This window comes from Streptantibioticus cattleyicolor NRRL 8057 = DSM 46488 (genome assembly GCF_000240165.1).
Classification (GTDB): domain Bacteria; phylum Actinomycetota; class Actinomycetes; order Streptomycetales; family Streptomycetaceae; genus Streptantibioticus; species Streptantibioticus cattleyicolor.
The window spans coordinates 5,408,554-5,424,551 of record NC_017586.1 but is presented as its reverse complement, the minus strand read 5'-3'; the positions used below and the strand labels follow the sequence as shown (position 1 = coordinate 5,424,551).

General features: G+C 75.7%; 13 protein-coding genes and 1 pseudogene. 8 read left to right on the top strand and 6 right to left on the bottom strand.

The features are described from left to right. The first annotated feature begins 17 nt into the window (after window positions 1-17). Genes SCATT_RS23790 through SCATT_RS23780 form a run of 3 tightly spaced genes read left to right on the top strand, consistent with a single transcriptional unit; the run spans window position 18 to window position 2,924 of the window. A complete protein-coding gene (locus tag SCATT_RS23790) occupies window positions 18-1,115 on the top strand; it encodes a type III polyketide synthase (protein WP_014145732.1) in 1,098 nt (365 codons plus the stop codon). Beyond that, window positions 1,115-2,353, top strand: coding sequence for a cytochrome P450 (locus tag SCATT_RS23785; RefSeq protein ID WP_014145731.1), 1,239 nt, complete (start codon window positions 1,115-1,117; stop codon window positions 2,351-2,353). The genes SCATT_RS23790 and SCATT_RS23785 overlap by 1 nt, the downstream gene beginning before the upstream one ends. A gap of 16 nt (window positions 2,354-2,369) precedes the next feature. Beyond that, window positions 2,370-2,924, top strand: a complete 555-nt coding sequence (locus SCATT_RS23780) for a cupin domain-containing protein (protein WP_014145730.1) — start codon at window positions 2,370-2,372, stop codon at window positions 2,922-2,924. A 14-nt stretch (window positions 2,925-2,938) separates the two neighbouring features. On the opposite strand, the gene SCATT_RS23775 is transcribed toward SCATT_RS23780, so the two are convergent. The 4 genes from SCATT_RS23775 to SCATT_RS23760 all read right to left on the bottom strand — a co-directional run bounded on the left by SCATT_RS23775 (window position 2,939) and on the right by SCATT_RS23760 (window position 8,676). Beyond that, entirely contained in the window at window positions 2,939-3,400 is a 462-nt protein-coding gene (locus tag SCATT_RS23775; protein ID WP_231905156.1) for a hypothetical protein, read from the bottom strand. A 109-nt stretch (window positions 3,401-3,509) separates the two neighbouring features. Beyond that, complete coding sequence (locus tag SCATT_RS23770; RefSeq protein ID WP_014145728.1) at window positions 3,510-5,054, bottom strand: hypothetical protein; 1,545 nt, start codon at window positions 5,052-5,054, stop codon at window positions 3,510-3,512. 176 nt (window positions 5,055-5,230) lie between these two features. Continuing rightward, a complete protein-coding gene (locus tag SCATT_RS23765; RefSeq protein ID WP_014145727.1) occupies window positions 5,231-7,240 on the bottom strand; it encodes a glycoside hydrolase in 2,010 nt (669 codons plus the stop codon). 59 nt (window positions 7,241-7,299) lie between these two features. Next, window positions 7,300-8,676, bottom strand: coding sequence for a sensor histidine kinase (locus tag SCATT_RS23760; protein ID WP_014145726.1), 1,377 nt, complete (start codon window positions 8,674-8,676; stop codon window positions 7,300-7,302). A 687-nt stretch (window positions 8,677-9,363) separates the two neighbouring features. Between SCATT_RS23760 and argJ the strand changes: the two genes are divergently transcribed. The 4 genes and pseudogenes from argJ to SCATT_RS36800 all read left to right on the top strand — a co-directional run. After that, the gene (argJ, locus tag SCATT_RS23755; protein WP_014145725.1) at window positions 9,364-10,518 is read left to right on the top strand and encodes a bifunctional glutamate N-acetyltransferase/amino-acid acetyltransferase ArgJ; all 1,155 of its coding nucleotides are present in this window, start codon (window positions 9,364-9,366) and stop codon (window positions 10,516-10,518) included. Window positions 10,519-10,637: 119 nt separating this feature from the next. After that, entirely contained in the window at window positions 10,638-11,090 is a 453-nt protein-coding gene (locus SCATT_RS23750) for an archease (RefSeq protein WP_014145724.1), read from the top strand. Between the two features lie 25 nt (window positions 11,091-11,115). Then, window positions 11,116-12,561, top strand: coding sequence for an RtcB family protein (locus tag SCATT_RS23745; protein ID WP_014145723.1), 1,446 nt, complete (start codon window positions 11,116-11,118; stop codon window positions 12,559-12,561). Window positions 12,562-12,885: 324 nt separating this feature from the next. Continuing rightward, window positions 12,886-13,569 (top strand): annotated as a pseudogene (locus tag SCATT_RS36800) (EamA family transporter); the annotation flags it as partial. Window positions 13,570-13,615: 46 nt separating this feature from the next. On the opposite strand, the gene SCATT_RS23730 reads toward SCATT_RS36800, so the two are convergent. Together SCATT_RS23730 and SCATT_RS23725 are read right to left on the bottom strand one after the other, a co-directional pair. Further along, window positions 13,616-14,386: a nucleotidyltransferase domain-containing protein gene (locus SCATT_RS23730; protein WP_014145721.1), complete on the bottom strand. Its 771-nt coding sequence runs from the start codon at window positions 14,384-14,386 to the stop codon at window positions 13,616-13,618. Continuing rightward, the gene (locus tag SCATT_RS23725) at window positions 14,386-14,787 is read right to left on the bottom strand and encodes an RNA-binding S4 domain-containing protein (protein WP_014145720.1); all 402 of its coding nucleotides are present in this window, start codon (window positions 14,785-14,787) and stop codon (window positions 14,386-14,388) included. The genes SCATT_RS23730 and SCATT_RS23725 overlap by 1 nt, the downstream gene beginning before the upstream one ends. A gap of 143 nt (window positions 14,788-14,930) precedes the next feature. Here SCATT_RS23725 and SCATT_RS23720 point away from each other — a divergent pair, with 143 nt between their 5' ends. After that, window positions 14,931-15,953 carry a polyprenyl synthetase family protein gene (locus tag SCATT_RS23720; RefSeq protein ID WP_014145719.1) on the top strand — a complete coding sequence of 341 codons (1,023 nt, stop codon included), beginning with the start codon at window positions 14,931-14,933 and terminating at the stop codon, window positions 15,951-15,953. Window positions 15,954-15,998 lie beyond the last annotated feature (45 nt).

The window sequence follows — 15,998 nt, the reverse complement described above, 5'->3', positions numbered from 1 at the left end:
TCAGGAGGAGCGGATCCATGGCGGTCCTGTGCAAACCCGCAGTCGCCGTTCCGGACCACGTCATCACGATGGAAGACACCCTCGAACTGGCCCGGGACCTCCACGCCCACCACTCACAACTCGGACTGGTGCTACGCCTGATCGAACACACCGGGGTCAAGGAACGTCACCTGGTGCAGCCGTTGGACGACGTGCTCAGACACCCCGGCTTCGACGTACGAAGCGAGATCTACGAGAGGGAGTCCAAGGCCCGCGTACCGCAGGTGGTGCGCCGTGCGCTGGACAACGCCGGGACCGAGCCGGCCGACATCGACCTGATCGTCTACGTCTCGTGCACCGGCTTCATGATGCCGTCGCTGACGGCCTGGCTCATCAACGAGATGGGGTTCCGTTACGAGACCCGGCAGATGCCCATCGCCCAGCTCGGCTGCGCGGCCGGCGGCGCCGCCATCAACCGGGCCCATGACTTCTGCGTCGCCTATCCGGACGCCAACGCACTCATCGTCGCCTGCGAGTTCTGCTCGCTGTGCTACCAGCCCACCGACCTCGGCGTGGGCTCGCTGCTGTCCAACGGGCTCTTCGGGGACGGCATCGCCGCCGCCGTGGTCCGCGGCCGGGGCGGCACCGGGGTGCGGCTGGAACGCAACGGGTCGTACCTGATCCCGCACACCGAGGGGTGGATCTCCTACGCGGTGCGCCCCACCGGTTTCCACTTCCAGCTCGACAAGCGGGTGCCGGGGACGATGGAACCCCTCAGCCCGGCGCTCCAGGCGGTGGCGGCCCAACACCACTGGGACGCCTCCGCGCTGGACTTCTACATCGTGCACGCGGGCGGCCCGCGGATCCTGGACGACCTGTGCCGGTTCCTCGACGTGCCCGCGGAGGCGTTCCGCTTCAGCCGGGCCACGCTCACCGAGTACGGCAACATCGCCAGCGCCGTGGTGCTGGACGCGCTCGGCCGCATGTTCGAGGAGGACTCGGTGGGCGAGTCGGGCCGCGGCCTGCTCGCCGGCTTCGGCCCCGGGATCACCGCCGAGATGGCCCTGGGCACCTGGGTCGACGGGGACGGCGGGGTCCGTACCGAGCAGCCCCGTTCCGACAGGAGGTACGCCTGATGACCACCCGACCCCACGAGGAGAGCCGGGAAACCGGGCGGGACGACGCTCCCCCGGTGCGTTTCTGGTCGGTGGACGAGGTCGAGGCGATGGACTTCGACCCGTTCATGGAGGAGCTGCTCCAGCAGGACTCGCCGGCCCTCGTCAAGCTGCCGCACGGTACCGAACCGGCCTGGGTCGCCGCCCGGTACGACGACGTCAAGCTGGTCACCTCCGATCCGCGGTTCAGCCGGGAGGCGCTGGTCGGACGGGATGTGACCCGGCTGGCACCGCACTTCATCCCGCTGGACGACGCGGTGGGCTTCGCCGACCCGCCGGAACACACCAGGATGCGCAAGACGGTGGCGGCGATGTTCACCCACCGGCGGATCGAGAAACTGCGGCCACGCGCCGAGGAGATCGCCGGCCGCCTGCTGGACACCATGGAACGGGCCGGGCCGCCGGCCGATGTGATGGAGCACCTCAACACCCCGTTCGCACTGGGCGGGATGAGCGAGCTGATGGGCGTTCCGGAGGAGGACTGGCCGAAGATGGCCAAGTGGGCCCGGCTGGTGATATCCGCCGAGGCCGGCCGGGAGGCCAGCGAGCAGGCCAAGCACGACATCGGCGCCTACTTCGCCGACCTGGCGGCACAACGCCTCGCCGAACCCCGCGACGACGTGCTCAGTCACATGGCGGCGGCGGAGCGCGACGGCCGCCTGACCCACCAGGAACTGGTCGCGTTCGCCGTGCTGATGCAGATCAGCGGCACCAACTCGGTGCGGTTCAACAGCAGCAACATGGTGTATCTGCTGCTCACCCACCCCGACCACCTGGCCAGACTGCGCGCGGAGCGCGAGCTGCTGCCGCAGGCCGTGGACGAGCTGCTGCGTTTCGTCCCGCACCGCAACGCCGTCGGCATGGCCCGGGTCGCGGTGGAGGACGTGCGCCTCGGCGACGTGACGGTGCGTCGCGGCGACCCCATCTACGTGTCGTACCTGGCGGCCAACCGGGACCCGGAGAAGTTCTCCTGCCCGCACCGGATGGACTTCGACCGGACGTTCAACCCGCACGTGTCGTTCGGCAGCGGGCCGCACTACTGCGTGGGCGCGTCGCTGGCGAAGATGGAGTGCGAGGTCATGCTGGGCGGGCTGCTGGACCGCTTCCCGCGGTTGCGGCTGGCGGTCGCCCCGGAGGAGATCGAGTGGCGGCGCGGTGAGCTGATCCGCGGCCCCCACGCGCTCCCGGTGACCTGGTGACGGAAGGAGGACGGCGATGAGCGTGCTCAACGGTCTGGTGCTGCCCCCGGGGGCCGGCCGGCGCTTCGTGACCCCCGCCCACGAGGTGACCTTCAAAGTCACCGGGGAACACAGCGCGGTCGGTTCGGTCTTCGAGGTGGTGGTGCCGCCCGGGTTCGACGTGGGCGCCCACGCCCACGCGCACAGCGAGGAGGTCTTCTACATCCTGGAAGGGGAGCTGGACCTGCTCGCCTTCGAGCCCCGGGAGCGCACCCCGCACGGCTGGCGGTCGTGGCAGGGCCCGGACGGCTCGACGGTGGTGCGGGCCGGCCCCGGATCGGTGGCCCACGTGCCGCCGGGGTGCCCGCACGCGTTCGCCAACCCCACCGACGAGCCGGCCAGGATGCTCTTCCAGTCGGCGCCGCCCCCGGCCCACGAGCGGTACTTCGAGGAACTGCTGGAGATCCTCGACGGCGGCGGCCCGCCCGACCCGGCGGCCATCGCCGAACTGCGGGAGCGTTACGACATCCACCAGATCACGCCGCTGCGCACCGACGCGCGCGCCCCGGCCGGCCGTCCGGCCGGGGGCTGACGGCGCGGCCCGGCTCAGCCGGTGGCCGGACGCGGGGCGGGTACGGCGGCGCGGCGCGGCGCGCCGCCGGCCCGGCGCCGTCCCGCGGCGGCCCGGCACGCGGTGATCAGGGCGTCCTCGATCAGCCTGACCTGGTCGAGCATGGCGCAGGCCCAGGCGTGCTCGCGGGCGTAGACCGCGCACGCCTCGGGCACCGCCGGGGTGACCGCGGGGGTGCCGCCACCGTCCGCCGGGGCCCCGCCGCGCAGGGTGCGCAGCCGGGTCTGCACGGCGGTGATCTCGGCTTCGAGGTGGAGCCGGATCATGGTGGCGAGTTCGGCGGGATGGGTGTGGAGCGCCTCTTCGTACCGCCACCGGGCAGGGGCCAGGTCGAACAGCCACGCCTTGGCCGACTGGACGAAGCCGGGTGCGCCGGGTGGGCACACCGCGCCGGGCCATCGGGCGGGCCGGGGGGATGGGGGTGTCGTCGGTTCCACGTTGTCCGTCCTTGCGTGAGACCCCGTCTTGCTGTCTGCGCCGAACTGTGGGCGCTGGTTGTCAACCGGACGATGAGTGGACGAAACAGTACCTACTTGTTGGTATCCGTCAAGAGGCCGGTCGTTCCGTACCCGTCGCCGGGGTGGATGGGGTGGAGGATCCGGCCGGTGCCGTGCTGCCGCCCGGGGACGACGGCGAGCCGGAGGCGGCCGGTTGTGAAGGGCTGCCGGACGCCGGGGTGGTGGCCGGTGCCGTGGTGGTCGAGCCGCTGTCCGCCGGGGACGGCGAGGTGGCGGCGCCGGAGGGCGTGGGGGTGGCGGGGGCGGGGCTCGACGGAGCCGGGCTCGACGGCTGGGGGCTCGACGGGGCCGGGCTCGCGGGCGCGGAGGTGGCCGGAGCCGGGCTCGACGGCTGAGGGCTCGACGGAGCCGGGCTCGCGGGCGCGGAGGTGGCCGGAGCGGGGCTCGACGGCTGAGGGGTCGACGGCTGCGTACGCGGCGTCGGCGTGCTCGGGGCCGGGGTTCCCTTCGGCGTCGCCGCCGGGGCGTGGGTGGCCGGGTCCGGGGCGGGCGCCGGGGTGTGCGTTCCGCCCGGCGTGCCGGCACCGGGGCGGGCGGGCGCCGCCGGGACCGTGACGTGCGAGGGCGACGGCGACGTGTGGCCGGAGCCGGACGGGAGCGGGCCGGAGGTCCGCGCGTCCTGCGGGGCCGCCGGGCGGGCGGAGGGCGAGGGGTCGGCGGGGGCGTGCACCCCGGCGTGCGACCCGGCGTTCGGGTCGGAGACGTGCTGGGTGCCGCCGGCCGAACCGGGCAGCGTCAGCCCGAGGCCGAGCCCCACCCCGGCCAGACAGGCGACCCCGGCCGTGCCCGCGGCCACCGGGGTGCTGCGCATCCGGCGCGGCGCCCGGGCGAGCACCCGGCCCACCGGACCGAGGCGGCGGTCGGCCTCGACGGCGCCGATCAGCGGGGTGAGCCACTCCGCCGTACCCCCGAGCAGCAGCGCCAGCAGCGCCGGGCCGAGCAGCGCCGGGAAGCGTTCGGCGGCCCGGCCCACCGCGGCCAGCCGGGACCGGCAGTCGGCGCACCCCTCGGTGTGCAGCAGGGTCCCCCGGGCCGGCGCGGACGCCTGGTCACCGGCGGTCACGCACTCCGGTATGCGCTCCCAGTGCGGGGCGCAGGAGCGGTCCCAGGGGGTGCCGGGCTGGGCCATCAGGAAGGCGGTGCGGGCGCCGTCGAAGGCGCGGCCGGCCAGCGCGGTGGCGGCGCCGCGCCCGGTCCGCAGCCGTCGGGCGACCACCGCGGTGGACGCCTGCTCGACCTGGGTCAGCCACAGCGCGGTCACCCAGCGCCGGGGCAGCCGGTGGAGGACGGCGACCAGCAGGTCGGAGTAGGACCAGCGGCGGTCGGGCTCGGGGTCGGCGGCGACCGCGAGGTCGTGCACCTGGCGGGTGAGGAGGGCGGGCAGCTCCTGGGCGGCCTCGTCGGCCGGCGGGTCCTGCCAGAGGCGGAAGTGGGCCTCGGCGACCACGTCGGGGGCGACCCAGGGGCTACCGGTGAGCGTGCGTGCGTACGCGACGAGTCCCGGGTGCTGGTCCTGGTGCACCCGCAGGTAGCGCTGGTGGCGCTCCGGACGGGCCGGTGCGTGGTCGGTCATGCGCTCAACTCCTGTGCTCGCCGACTCGTCCCGGTCGGCTCGCCCCCCTTGCGGCATTCGTTCAATACGCAAGGGTAAGCACCGGTTTAGCCGGAGCGGGGCGATGGTGACCCAGGTCACGTCCGGGCGCCCCGTGGCCGGTGCGGTCACGGGGCGCCCGGGGCGGGATCAAGAGGTCACGGGGTCAGTGGCTCGGGGCAGAGCCGTCGCGGGTGGTGGTCGCCGCGCAGGGTGGCGTCCACGCAGCCACCGGGGAGCCCGTGGTACGGCGTGGTGCCGAAGTTGGCGGTGACGCTGAGCACACCGTCGCCGAAGGTGGTCCGCTGCACGGTGCGGTCGGCGGTCAGCTGCCGGTAGCCGGTCATCGGCTGGGTGCCGGCGGCCTGGTGCAGCGGCGCGAAGTACCGTTGCAGCGCCGCGAGTTGGTGTCCGTAGCGGTCCAGGGTGGGGCCGTCGAGCACCAGGTTGAGCGGGGAGTTGTCCAACACGGCGAGCAGCGCCCGGTCGGTCTGGACGTTCGGAAGCTTGGTGTAGGACAGCTCCCAGCGGTCCAGGCTGATCACCGAGTCGTGCAGCGCCGTCTCGTACAGCGGCACCCGGTAGACCGGGTCGAACATGGCCTTGGTCAGGTCGGCGGGGAGGGTGACGGGCTTGAAGTAGACGCCCGGCGCCTTGGCCGGTGCGTAGCCGCCCCAGGTCTGCCGGTCGCGTTCGAGTGGCCACAGCCCGTCGGCGACCGGGGTGGCGGAGCCGTGGCTGAAGTCGAGCACCGGCGCCGCCCAGCTGCCGGCGCTCTCCGAGCCGAGGACGAGCTTGTCGGGGCCGGACAGGGTGCGCATCCGGGCCAGCCGGTTGGCCTGGTCCTGCCGCTTGTTCATCGGGTGGGCCGGGCTGTGGTCGTCGAAGAGTTCGCCCGCCGCGTCCACGTCGAGAAAGTAGCTGTCGGCGCCGTTCGCCGTCATCTGCCGGGTGCGGTCGGCCAGCAGGTGGCGGGTGGGTTCGGCGAGCCGGAACGCCTGCGAGCTGAGGTAGCAACCCCGGCCGTGGAAGCCGGACTTGACGGTGCCGTCGGCCTCGCGCACGCAGTAGTCCGGGTAGACCGGGGCCGGCCAGGTGGAGGTGGGCGCGTCGGAGGTGGCCGGGTCCTGGCCGTTGGCGAACGAGTCGTAGGGGCCGACGAGGTAGCCGGCCCGCCGCGCGGCGGCCGTGGCCCGCGCGCTCATCGGGTCGCCGTCGGCGTCGTACCCGAGCCACATCCGGGTCAGCCCCAGCGCCCGCATCCGCCGCACGCCCTGCTCGGTACGGGCCTCGCCCCAGGTGTAGGCGTGGAAGGCGCCGAGCAGCCTGCCGACGGCCGGGTTGGCGGCGATCTTGCGGCGCAGGGGGACGAACTGGCCGTGCTCGGTCAGCCAGTCGCGGTAGTCCAGCGCGGGGGCGACCGGGGAGGGGGCGGTGAGGGCGAAGGTGACGGTGTAGTCGCGGGTGTCCTCGCGCCGGGAGAAGGTGTGTTCACCGGTGGCGCGCAGCCGGCGGCCGGCGGAGGTGAAGCCGACCGAGGTGCCCGCCGGGCTCGGCACCAGGTAACTCACCCCGTGCCGGCCGAGGGTGTAGCCCCACAGCGGCATGGTCAGGTCGGCGGTGAGGTCGTAGGTGTGGCCGGCGAGGCCGTCGGGGGCGGTGTTCCACCACGGGTCGGCGACCGGGATGCCCAGTCCGTCGCCGCGCGGCAGCTGCACGGTGGCCGCGTCGTGGTCGGTGCCGGTGACCGGCCAGGACAGGGTGGAGCCGTCGCGGTCGCCGTGCACGGTGACGCGCAGCCGCCCGTGCTCGGCGCCGGCGGTGACGGTCAGCCCGGCCGCCGGGAGCGTCCAGCGGGCGGTGCCGCCGTCCACCACGACGTGCCCGGGGGTGCCGAGGCGGGCGGTGGCGGGGGCGGACAGGGTCAGCCGCGTGCCGTCGGCGGCGCGGGCGGTGACCGCCAGCGTGTCGGTGCCGACCTCGGCGGTGCCCCCGTCGACCGGGACCCGTACCGTCCCGTCCGCCACCCGCACCCCGGTGGCCACCGGGGCTCCGGACGCCACCGACCAGGTGATCCCGCACGCCGTGACGGCGGCGGCGGCCGTCAGCGCCACCACGGCCGCCCGCCGCCGGCCGCGTACGGCCCGATGAGAGGTGATCGCATGCATGGCGGGCAGCGTGCCGGGGTTTTGTAAGAGCCGTCCTCACAACCGCCGGGCCGGGCGCGTCAGGACGGGGCGTCGCCGTCGTCGCCGGTGACCGGCAGGGTGAGCCGGAAGCACGCTCCGCCGCCGTCGGCCGGGGCGGCGGTCAGGACGGCGTCGTGGGCGCGGGCGATCTGCTGGGCCATGGCCAGGCCGAGGCCGGAGCCGGGCAGGGCGCGGGCGGCGGAGGCGCGGTAGAAGCGGTCGAAGATGTGCGGCAGGTCCTCCGGGGCGATGCCGGGGCCGTGGTCGCGTACCGTCACCTCGAACGCGTCCCCGTCCGGGGCGCGGGTGAGGGCGACCTCCACCGGTCCGCCGGGCGGGCTGAACTTGGCCGCGTTGTCGAGCAGGTTGCCCAGCAGCCGGGCGAGCCGGGCGGGGACGCCGCGCACCACGGCACCGGCCGCGCCGGGGGCCACCCGCAGCTCGAAGGCGGTCCCCGGGTGGTGGTCGCGGGCGGCGCGGACGCACTCCTCGGCGAGCGCGGCCGGGCGCAGGTGTTCCAGCAGCGGCTGCGGTTCCTCGTCGCGGGCGAGTTCCACCAGGTCGCCGACGAGCTGGGTGACCTCGCGCAGCTGGCGCTGGAGGGCGCCGGAGGCCCGGTCGCGCTGGGCCGGGGTGAGCCGGTCGGGGCGGGCGAGGAGTTCCGCGTTGGTGCGCAGGGCGGTGAGCGGGGTGCGCAGCTCGTGGGAGGCGTCGGCGACCAGGCGGCGCTGGGCGGCCACGGACTGCTCCAGCTCGCCCAGCATGGTGTTGAAGCTGGCGGCCAGCCGGGTCACCTCGTCCTGGCGGTGCGGTGGGCCGGGGGGCAGTTCGATGCGGTGCCGGGCGTCGCGGGTGGCGGCGATCCGTTCCGCGGTGGCGGTCAGCCGGGCCACCGGGGCGAGTCCGGTACGGGCGGCGGCGTAGCCGAGGGCGCCGGCCAGCAGGACGCCGACCCCGCCGACCACCGCCATCACCTCGCCGGCCTGCCGGATCGCGTCGTGGGCGGCGTCGGAGCGCACCGCCACCTGGAGCGCCCGGCCGGGTCCGGCCGGGGTGGTGAGCATCCTGGCCGGGTGGCCGGCCACCGTGATGTCGGTGAGGCGGTCGCCGTGGCGTCCGGCGGCGACGTCCCGCGCCTGCGGGCCGACCGGGAGGACGAAGCGGGTGGCGCCGTCCTGCGCCGGGTCGGCCGGGACGACCTGGGCGCAGGCGGGCGCCGCCAGCCAGTCGCAGTCGCCGTGCAGCACCCGTGGCTGCCGTACGCCTTCCTGGCGGACGAGGTGGGCCTGCTGGGTCAGTTGCAGGTCGAGCTGGTGGGTGAGTTCGTAACGGATCACCGCGAAGGCGGCGGCGCAGGCGCCGAGGAGGACGAGGGCGACGGTGGCCGAGGTGATCAGCGCGAGGCGCCGCCGCAACGCCCCCCGTCGCCGCCAAGGCCCCCGCCCCCCACCCCGGTGCCCCCGCGCGGCCGGGGCACCCCCGGCGGCTTGCCCGTCGGCGCCCCCGGAGGCTTGCGGGCCGGCATCGCCGGTCGCCCGGGCGGTCCCGGAGCCCCCGGAGGCTTGTGCGCCGGCATCCCGGCGTGCGGCCTGCCCGGTGACCGGGCGGCGGAAACCCCCGGCGGCCCGGCTCGCGACAAGGCCGCGGAAACCCCCGGCCGCCCGACCCCCGACACCCCCGGCGGCCCGTGCGATCCCGGCGCCCCCGGCGGTCCGGTTATCCGCCCGCCAGGCGGCCCGACCCCCGGTCGCCTCGGGTCCGCTCCCCCACGCGGCCCGGGCGCCCCCGGCGGCTTGCACGCCGGCATCCCCGGCATGCCCGGCGCCCCGGCCCGCGCCACGCCCCGCGACTGGGCCGCGGGAACCGTCGGCGGCCCGGTCTCCGGCGCCCCCGGCCACCCCGGGGCCGAGTCCTCTCCGCCCGGCGCCATCGTTCGTACGCATGGGTCCACCGTCTCAGAACCGGAGGCGTGGCGGCGGTGCGGGGCCGTTCGGGGGGAGGATGCGCATATCCATGCGCAATGGAGTAAGGATATGCGCTACCGTTCTGCGGTGCCGCGTCGGAGAGATGGGACGACGCAACGACCGGGAAGGGAAGCGCAGATGAGCCTGCTCGCGCCGCAAGGGTTCCGCTCCTGTACGGCCAACATGGGGCTGAAGGACGACGCCGACGATTTCGCGGCGGTGGTGTCGGAGGTGCCCGCGGTGTCGGCCGCGGTGTTCACGCGGTCGCGGTTCGCCGGTCCGAGCGTGACGCTCAGCCGGGCGTCGGCCGCCGCGCAGGACTTCCGGGGCATGGTGGTGATCTCCCGCAACGCCAACGTCGCCACCGGCGCGACCGGGGAGGCCGACGCGGCCGAGGTACGGCGGCTGGTCGCCGAGAAGGCCGGGATCGCGCCGGAACAGCTCGTGATCGGCTCCACCGGGGTGATCGGCCGCCCGTACCCGATGGACGGCATCCGCGCCGGGATCGCCAAGTTGTCCTGGCCGTTCGACCCGGCCGACTACGACGCCGCGGCCACCGCGATCATGACCACCGACACCCGCCCCAAGGTGGTCCGGCTGCGCTGCGGCGACGCGGTCCTGGTCGGCATCGCCAAGGGCGTGGGCATGATCGAGCCCAACATGGCCACCCTGCTCACCTTCTTCTTCACCGACGCCGACGTGCCCGCGCCCGAGCTGGACGCCCTCTTCCGCCGCGTGATGGACCGCACGTTCAACGCGCTCAGCATCGACACCGACACCTCCACCAGCGACACGGCCGCCGTCTTCGCCAACGGGCTGGCCGGACCGGTGGACCCGGCGCGCTTCGAGGAGGTGCTGTACCAGGGGGCGCTGACGCTGGTGCGGGACATCGCCTCGGACGGCGAGGGCGCCACCAAGCTCATCGAGGTGCGGGTCACCGGCGCCCGGGACGCCGCCCAGGCCAAGCGGGTGGCCAAGGTGGTCGTCAACTCCCCGCTGGTGAAGACCTCGGTGCACGGCGCCGACCCCAACTGGGGACGCGTCGCCATGGCGATCGGCAAGCTCGACGACGACCCGTCCATCGACCCGGCCAAGGTCACCATCGCCTACGGTGACCTGCCGATGTACCCCCAGGAGCCCGACGACGCGGCCCTGGAGGCGGCCCGTGGCTACCTGTCCGGCTCCGAGGTGGTGATCCGGGTCGGCCTCGGCATCGGCGACGCGGGCTTCACCGTCTACGGCTGCGACCTCACACCCGGCTACGTCGACCTCAACTCCGGCTACACCACCTGATCCGCGCCCGCCGTGCGCCCGGCCCGCCACGGAACACGGATGGAACGGGCACGGCCGGGCAGGCGACCGGGCACAGAGGACGGACACGACACCGGACGGGCACACGGAACGGACACACGGTGATGACGGCGGCGGACCCCACGTCCGGCCGGGACCGCGCGGAGCGCGGCCACCGCGCGCTGCCGCACACCGCCGACCTGCGGATCGAGGCATGGGCCCCGACCCGGGAAGGCTGCCTGGCCGAGGCGGTGGCCGCCACCGTCGAGGCGTTCGCCGACCCGGCCGGGGCCCGTCCGTCGCGCGAGCACCTGGTCGAGCTGGGCGGCGCGGGCGCCGAGGACCGGCTGGTCGCCCTGCTCGACGAGGTGGTCTACCGGCTCGACAGCGCCGGCGAGGTGCCGGTGGCCACCGAGGTGACCTGGCTGCCGGAGGGCCTGCGGGTCCGGCTGGCCATGGCCGACGCCGCCTCGCTGGCCGTCACCGGCGCCGTACCCAAGGCGGTCACCTGGCACCGGCTGGAGTTCGGCGGCGGCCCCTCGGGGTGGCGGTGCGCGGTGACGCTGGACGTGTGACCGGGGGCGAGGGAGGCGAGGTCCCGTGAAGCCGGCCGAACACATGGTGGCCGAGGCGGTCGCCGAGACACCGTTCCGCTACCGCATCCCGCGCCGTGGCGCGATGCGGGTGCCGGGGGTGGTCTTCGCCACCCGCAGGCTGCTGCCGGAGGCCTCCGGCGACCAGGCGCTCCAGCAGGTGGCCGACGTGGCCACGCTGCCCGGCATCGTCACCGCCTCCTACGCCATGCCCGACGTGCACTGGGGGTACGGGTTCCCGATCGGCGGGGTCGCCGCCACCGACATCGCCGAGGGCGGTGTGGTCTCCCCCGGCGGGGTGGGGTTCGACATCTCCTGCGGGGTGCGGCTGCTGGCCGCCGGGTGTGACCGGGACGGGCTCGGGCGGCGGCTGGAGCGGCTGATGGACGGCCTCGGGCGGCGGGTGCCGCGCGGCGCCGGACGCGGCGGGGTGTGGCACGTCAGCCGCGCCGAGCTGGCCGAGGTGCTGGCGCACGGCGCCCGTTACGCGGTGGAACGCGGCCACGGTGTCCCCCGCGACCTGGAACGTTGCGAGGACGGCGGCACGCTGCCCGGCGCCGACCCCGGCCAGGTGGGCGAACGCGCCGTCGACCGGGGGCTGGGCCAGGTCGGCAGCCTCGGTTCGGGCAACCACTTCCTGGAGGTGCAGGCGGTCGACGTGGTGCACGACGCGGCGGCGGCGCGGGCGATGGGGCTGGCGCCGGGGCAGGTCTGCGTGATGATCCACTGCGGTTCGCGCGGCCTGGGCCACCAGATCTGCACCGATCACGTGCGGGCGATGGACCCGGTCATGCCGCGCTACGGCATCGAGGTGCCCGATCGCCAGCTCGCCTGCGCCCCGGTGGACTCCGGGCCCGGCCGGGCGTATCTGGCCGCGATGGCAGCCGCCGCCAACTACGCCCGCGCCAACCGGCAGTTGCTCGCCGAGGCGGCCCGGCGGGCCTTCGCCGAGAGCGTCGGCTGCGGGCTCGACCTGGTCTACGACATCTCGCACAACATGGCCAAGCTGGAGAGGCACCCGGTGGGCGAGGACGCCGCCCCGCGCCTGCTGTGCGTCCACCGCAAGGGCGCCACCCGGGCGCTGCCGCCTGGCCACCCCGACCTGCCGGCGGACCTGTCCGCGGTGGGCCAGCCGGTGCTGATCCCCGGCACCATGGGCACCGCCTCCTACGTGCTGACCGGCGTGGCCGACGGGGACGCGTGGCATTCCACCTGCCACGGCGCCGGACGCGTCCGCAGCCGCCACCGCGCGGCCCGCGAGATCGACGGCCACCGGCTCCGCGGCGAACTGGAGGCCCACGGCGTCGCCGTCCGCGCCTCCTCCTGGCGCGGCCTCGCCGAGGAGGCACCGCAGGCGTACAAGGACGTCGACGAGGTGGTGGCCGCCGCCGAGGGGGCGGGACTGTGCCGCAAGGTGGCCCGCCTCGTACCGCTCGGCGTGGTCAAGGGGTGACCCCGCCCGGTAAAGCCCGGGAAAAGACCACGCCGCGCCCACCCCCTGCCGGTACGGAATCCCCCGCCCCCGGGGTCCGCCGTGCGGCGGGCCCGAGCCCGCGTCGCAGCCCTGGTGGACGGGCCGGCGGCTGCGGATCGCGTCGGTTGTGGTGGACGTAGGGAGGCTACCAGGCTCCCGGCGACGTGGCGGTGGGAGGAGGAGGTCATCGGGCGGGGGTCGACCGGTGTTCCGGGGCCGGTGCTGGTGGTCGCGGGTGTGCTGGGGTTGCAGGGCGGGGCGGTGGTGGCCGCCGGGGCGTACCCGGTGGTGGGCGCGGCCGGGATGGTCGCGCTGCGGCTGCTGATCGCGGCCGTGGTGCTGGTCGCGGTGTGGCGGCCGGGGCGTCCGTCCACGGCGGGCGGCGGGCTGGTCGTGGTGGCCGCCGGGACCCTGCTCGCCGCGCATCACCTGGGCTACTACGAGGCGTTGGCGCGGATCCCGCTGGGGGCGGCGACGACGCTGGAGTTCGCCGGTCCGTTCGCCGTCGCGCTGTGCGGCTCACGCCGCCCGGCGGACCTGTTGTGGGCGGCGCTGGCGGCGGCGGGGGTGGTGGCGCTCAGTGGCTTCGGCGGGCGGCTGGACCCGGTGGGGCTGGGGTGCGCGGTGCTGGCGGGCGGCTGCTGGGCCGGGTACATCCTGCTCGGCCGCCGGCTCGCCGGGTGTCTGCCGGGCGGTCAGGGGCTCGCGCTGGCGGTCGCCTGGGCCGCGCTGCTGTCCCTGCCGTACGGGGTCGTGCGGGCCGGCGCGCGGCTGCTGGACCCGGGGGTGCTGGCGCGGGCCGCCGTGGTGGCGGTGGTCGCCAGTGTGCTGCCGTACTCGTTGCAGTTGCTGGCGGTGCGCCGGATGCCGCCGCGGCTGTTCGCCGTGTTGTGCGCGCTGGAGCCGGCCGTCGGGGCGCTGCTGGGGCTGGTGGCGCTGGGGCAGCGGCTGGCCGGGCCGCAGTGGGCCGGGGTGCTGGCGGTGGTGGTGGCCGCGGCCGGCTCGGCGGGGTGGCGGCGTCGGGCCCGGCCGTTCACCGCCGGGTCGCCGTCTCCACCGCCGTCTCCAGCAGCGCCTCCGCCTCGTCCAGCGCCTCGGTCAGCGATGCGGGGGTGGCGGTGCGGCCGGCGAGGACGGCGTCCACCTCGCGCAGTCCGGCGTCGGCGAGCAGGCGTTTCTCGTTGGTGACCCAGCGGCCCCGGGCGGCGAGGACCGCGTGGGCGGCCTGGCAGGCGGCGGTGGCGACGGCGCCCGCGCAGTCGGTGAGGTGGCCGCGTGCGGCGTGCGCGGCGCGGGCGTAGCCGAGGGTGAGCCGGGCGTCGGACCACCAGCGGCGCGGTGCGGTGCGGCGCAGCTCGTCCGGGTAGCCGGGGCGCGGGAGTTCGCCGTGGAGCACCCGGTTGACCGCGAGTTCGCCGACGACCAGGTAGGTGGGGATGCCGGCCAGGTGGAACAGCAGCCGCTCGACGTCGAAGTCACCGCTCCGGGCGCGCGCCCACTGGTGTTCGACGTCGGCGAGGTCGCGGTAGTGCACGTCCACGTGGTGGCCGTCGACGTCGAGCCAGGCGCCGCCGTTGAAGACGCCGCCGCCCCAGCCGCCGACCGGCGAGACCTGCCCGGGCCAGCCGACCGCCCGCAGGTCGTCCGGGTCGAAGGCGTCGCGGTAGTAGACGGCGAAGTCCCAGTCGCTGTCCGGTCGTTGGGTACCCAGGGCCCGGGAGCCGCCGAGGGCGACCGCGGTGACCCCGGGCAGCCCGGCCAGGCGGTCGGCGACCCGCCGGGCGAACGCCTCGTCGTCCGCCATCAGACGCCGCCGGGGAACATCCGGCCGCGCAGCCGCTCGATCTCGCGGCGGTCGCGTTTGGTGGGCCGTCCGGCGCCGCGGTCGCGCACCGGGACGGCGAGCGTCTCCTCGCGGGGCGGGGGCGGCGGGCTGTTGTCGACGTACGCCGTGGCGGCCACCGGGGCGCCGACCCGCTTGCGGAGCACCTGGGAGACGACCACGACCCGTTCCCGTCCGGCGTGGTACAGGCGGACCTCGTCGCCGACGCGCACCGGCTGCGCGGGCTTGACCCGTTCCCCGTTGACGCGGACGTGGCCGGCCCGGCAGGCCGCAGCGGCCAGCGAGCGGGTCTTGGTGAGGCGCACCGACCAGATCCAGCTGTCGACGCGTACGGTGCCCGTCGTCCCTTCCTCTGTTGCCATGCCCCGACTCTACGGCGCCCGCCCGGGGGACCCGCGAGCCGTTTTCCGCCGTGCTTGCGGTGCCCGCGCCCGGGTAACCGGCAACGTACGGCGCGGACGGCACGGCGGGTCCGCCCGTCCGGTGTACCGGCGAGGACGGAGCGTTGACGGCGGCCACGGGGAGTGCGAACGACGAGGCGTGGGAGCTGCTGCGGTGGGCGCGGCGGCTCACCGAGCCGGAGCTGCGCGCCGCGGTGGCCCGGTTCGCGGCGCCGGTGCGTACGGTGGCCGGTTACCACTTCGGCTGGTGGGACGAGGCGGGGCGGGCCACTCAGGTGGGCTGGGGCAAGGGCATCCGGGGCGCGCTGGTGCTGTCGGGGGCGCGGGCGCTGGGCGGGCGGGTGTCGGAGGCGGTGCCGGTGGCGGCGGCCGTGGAGCTGGTGCACAACTTCTCGGTGGTCCACGACGACGTGATGGACGGCGACCGTACCCGGCGCGGCCGGGCCACCGCGTGGTCGGTCTTCGGCGCCCGGCGGGCGGTGTCGGCGGGGGACGCGATGCTGGCGGCGGCGTGGGACCTGGTGGCCGGCGGGTATCCGGCGGCGCGGGAGCTGAGCGACGCGCTGCGGGCGTTGGTGGCCGGGCAGAGCGCGGACCTGACCTTCGAAGGGCGCGACGACGTGGGGCTGGCGGAGTGCGTGGCGATGGCCGCCGGCAAGACGGCGTCGCTGCTGGCGGCGGCGGGCGCGCTCGGGGCGCTGGCGGCCGGCGCGGAGCCGGCACGCGTCGCCGCGCTGCGCCGCTTCGGCCACCACCTGGGCCTCGCCTTCCAGCTCGTCGACGACCTGCTGGGCATCTGGGGCGACCCGGCGGTGACCGGCAAGGCGTCCGGGGCCGACCTGCGGCGGCGCAAGAAGACGCTGCCGGTGGTCGCCGCCCTCACCGCCGGCACCCCGGCCGCCGACCGCCTCGGCGAGCTGTACCGGGGCCGCGGTCCCCTCGCCGAACCGCGGATCCCCGAAGCCGCCCGCCTGGTACGGGAAGCCGGCGGTGGCGACTGGGCGCACCGGGAAGCGCTCCGCCGCCGCGAACTCGCCCGCACCGAACTGTCCGCCGCCCGCCCCTCCCCCACCGGCGCCCGCGCACTGGACCTCATCGCCGACCTGGTGACCCACCGGGACCTGTGACCCACGCCGTGCCGTCATCCCGGGCCCGGCCGCCGCGAGACCGGA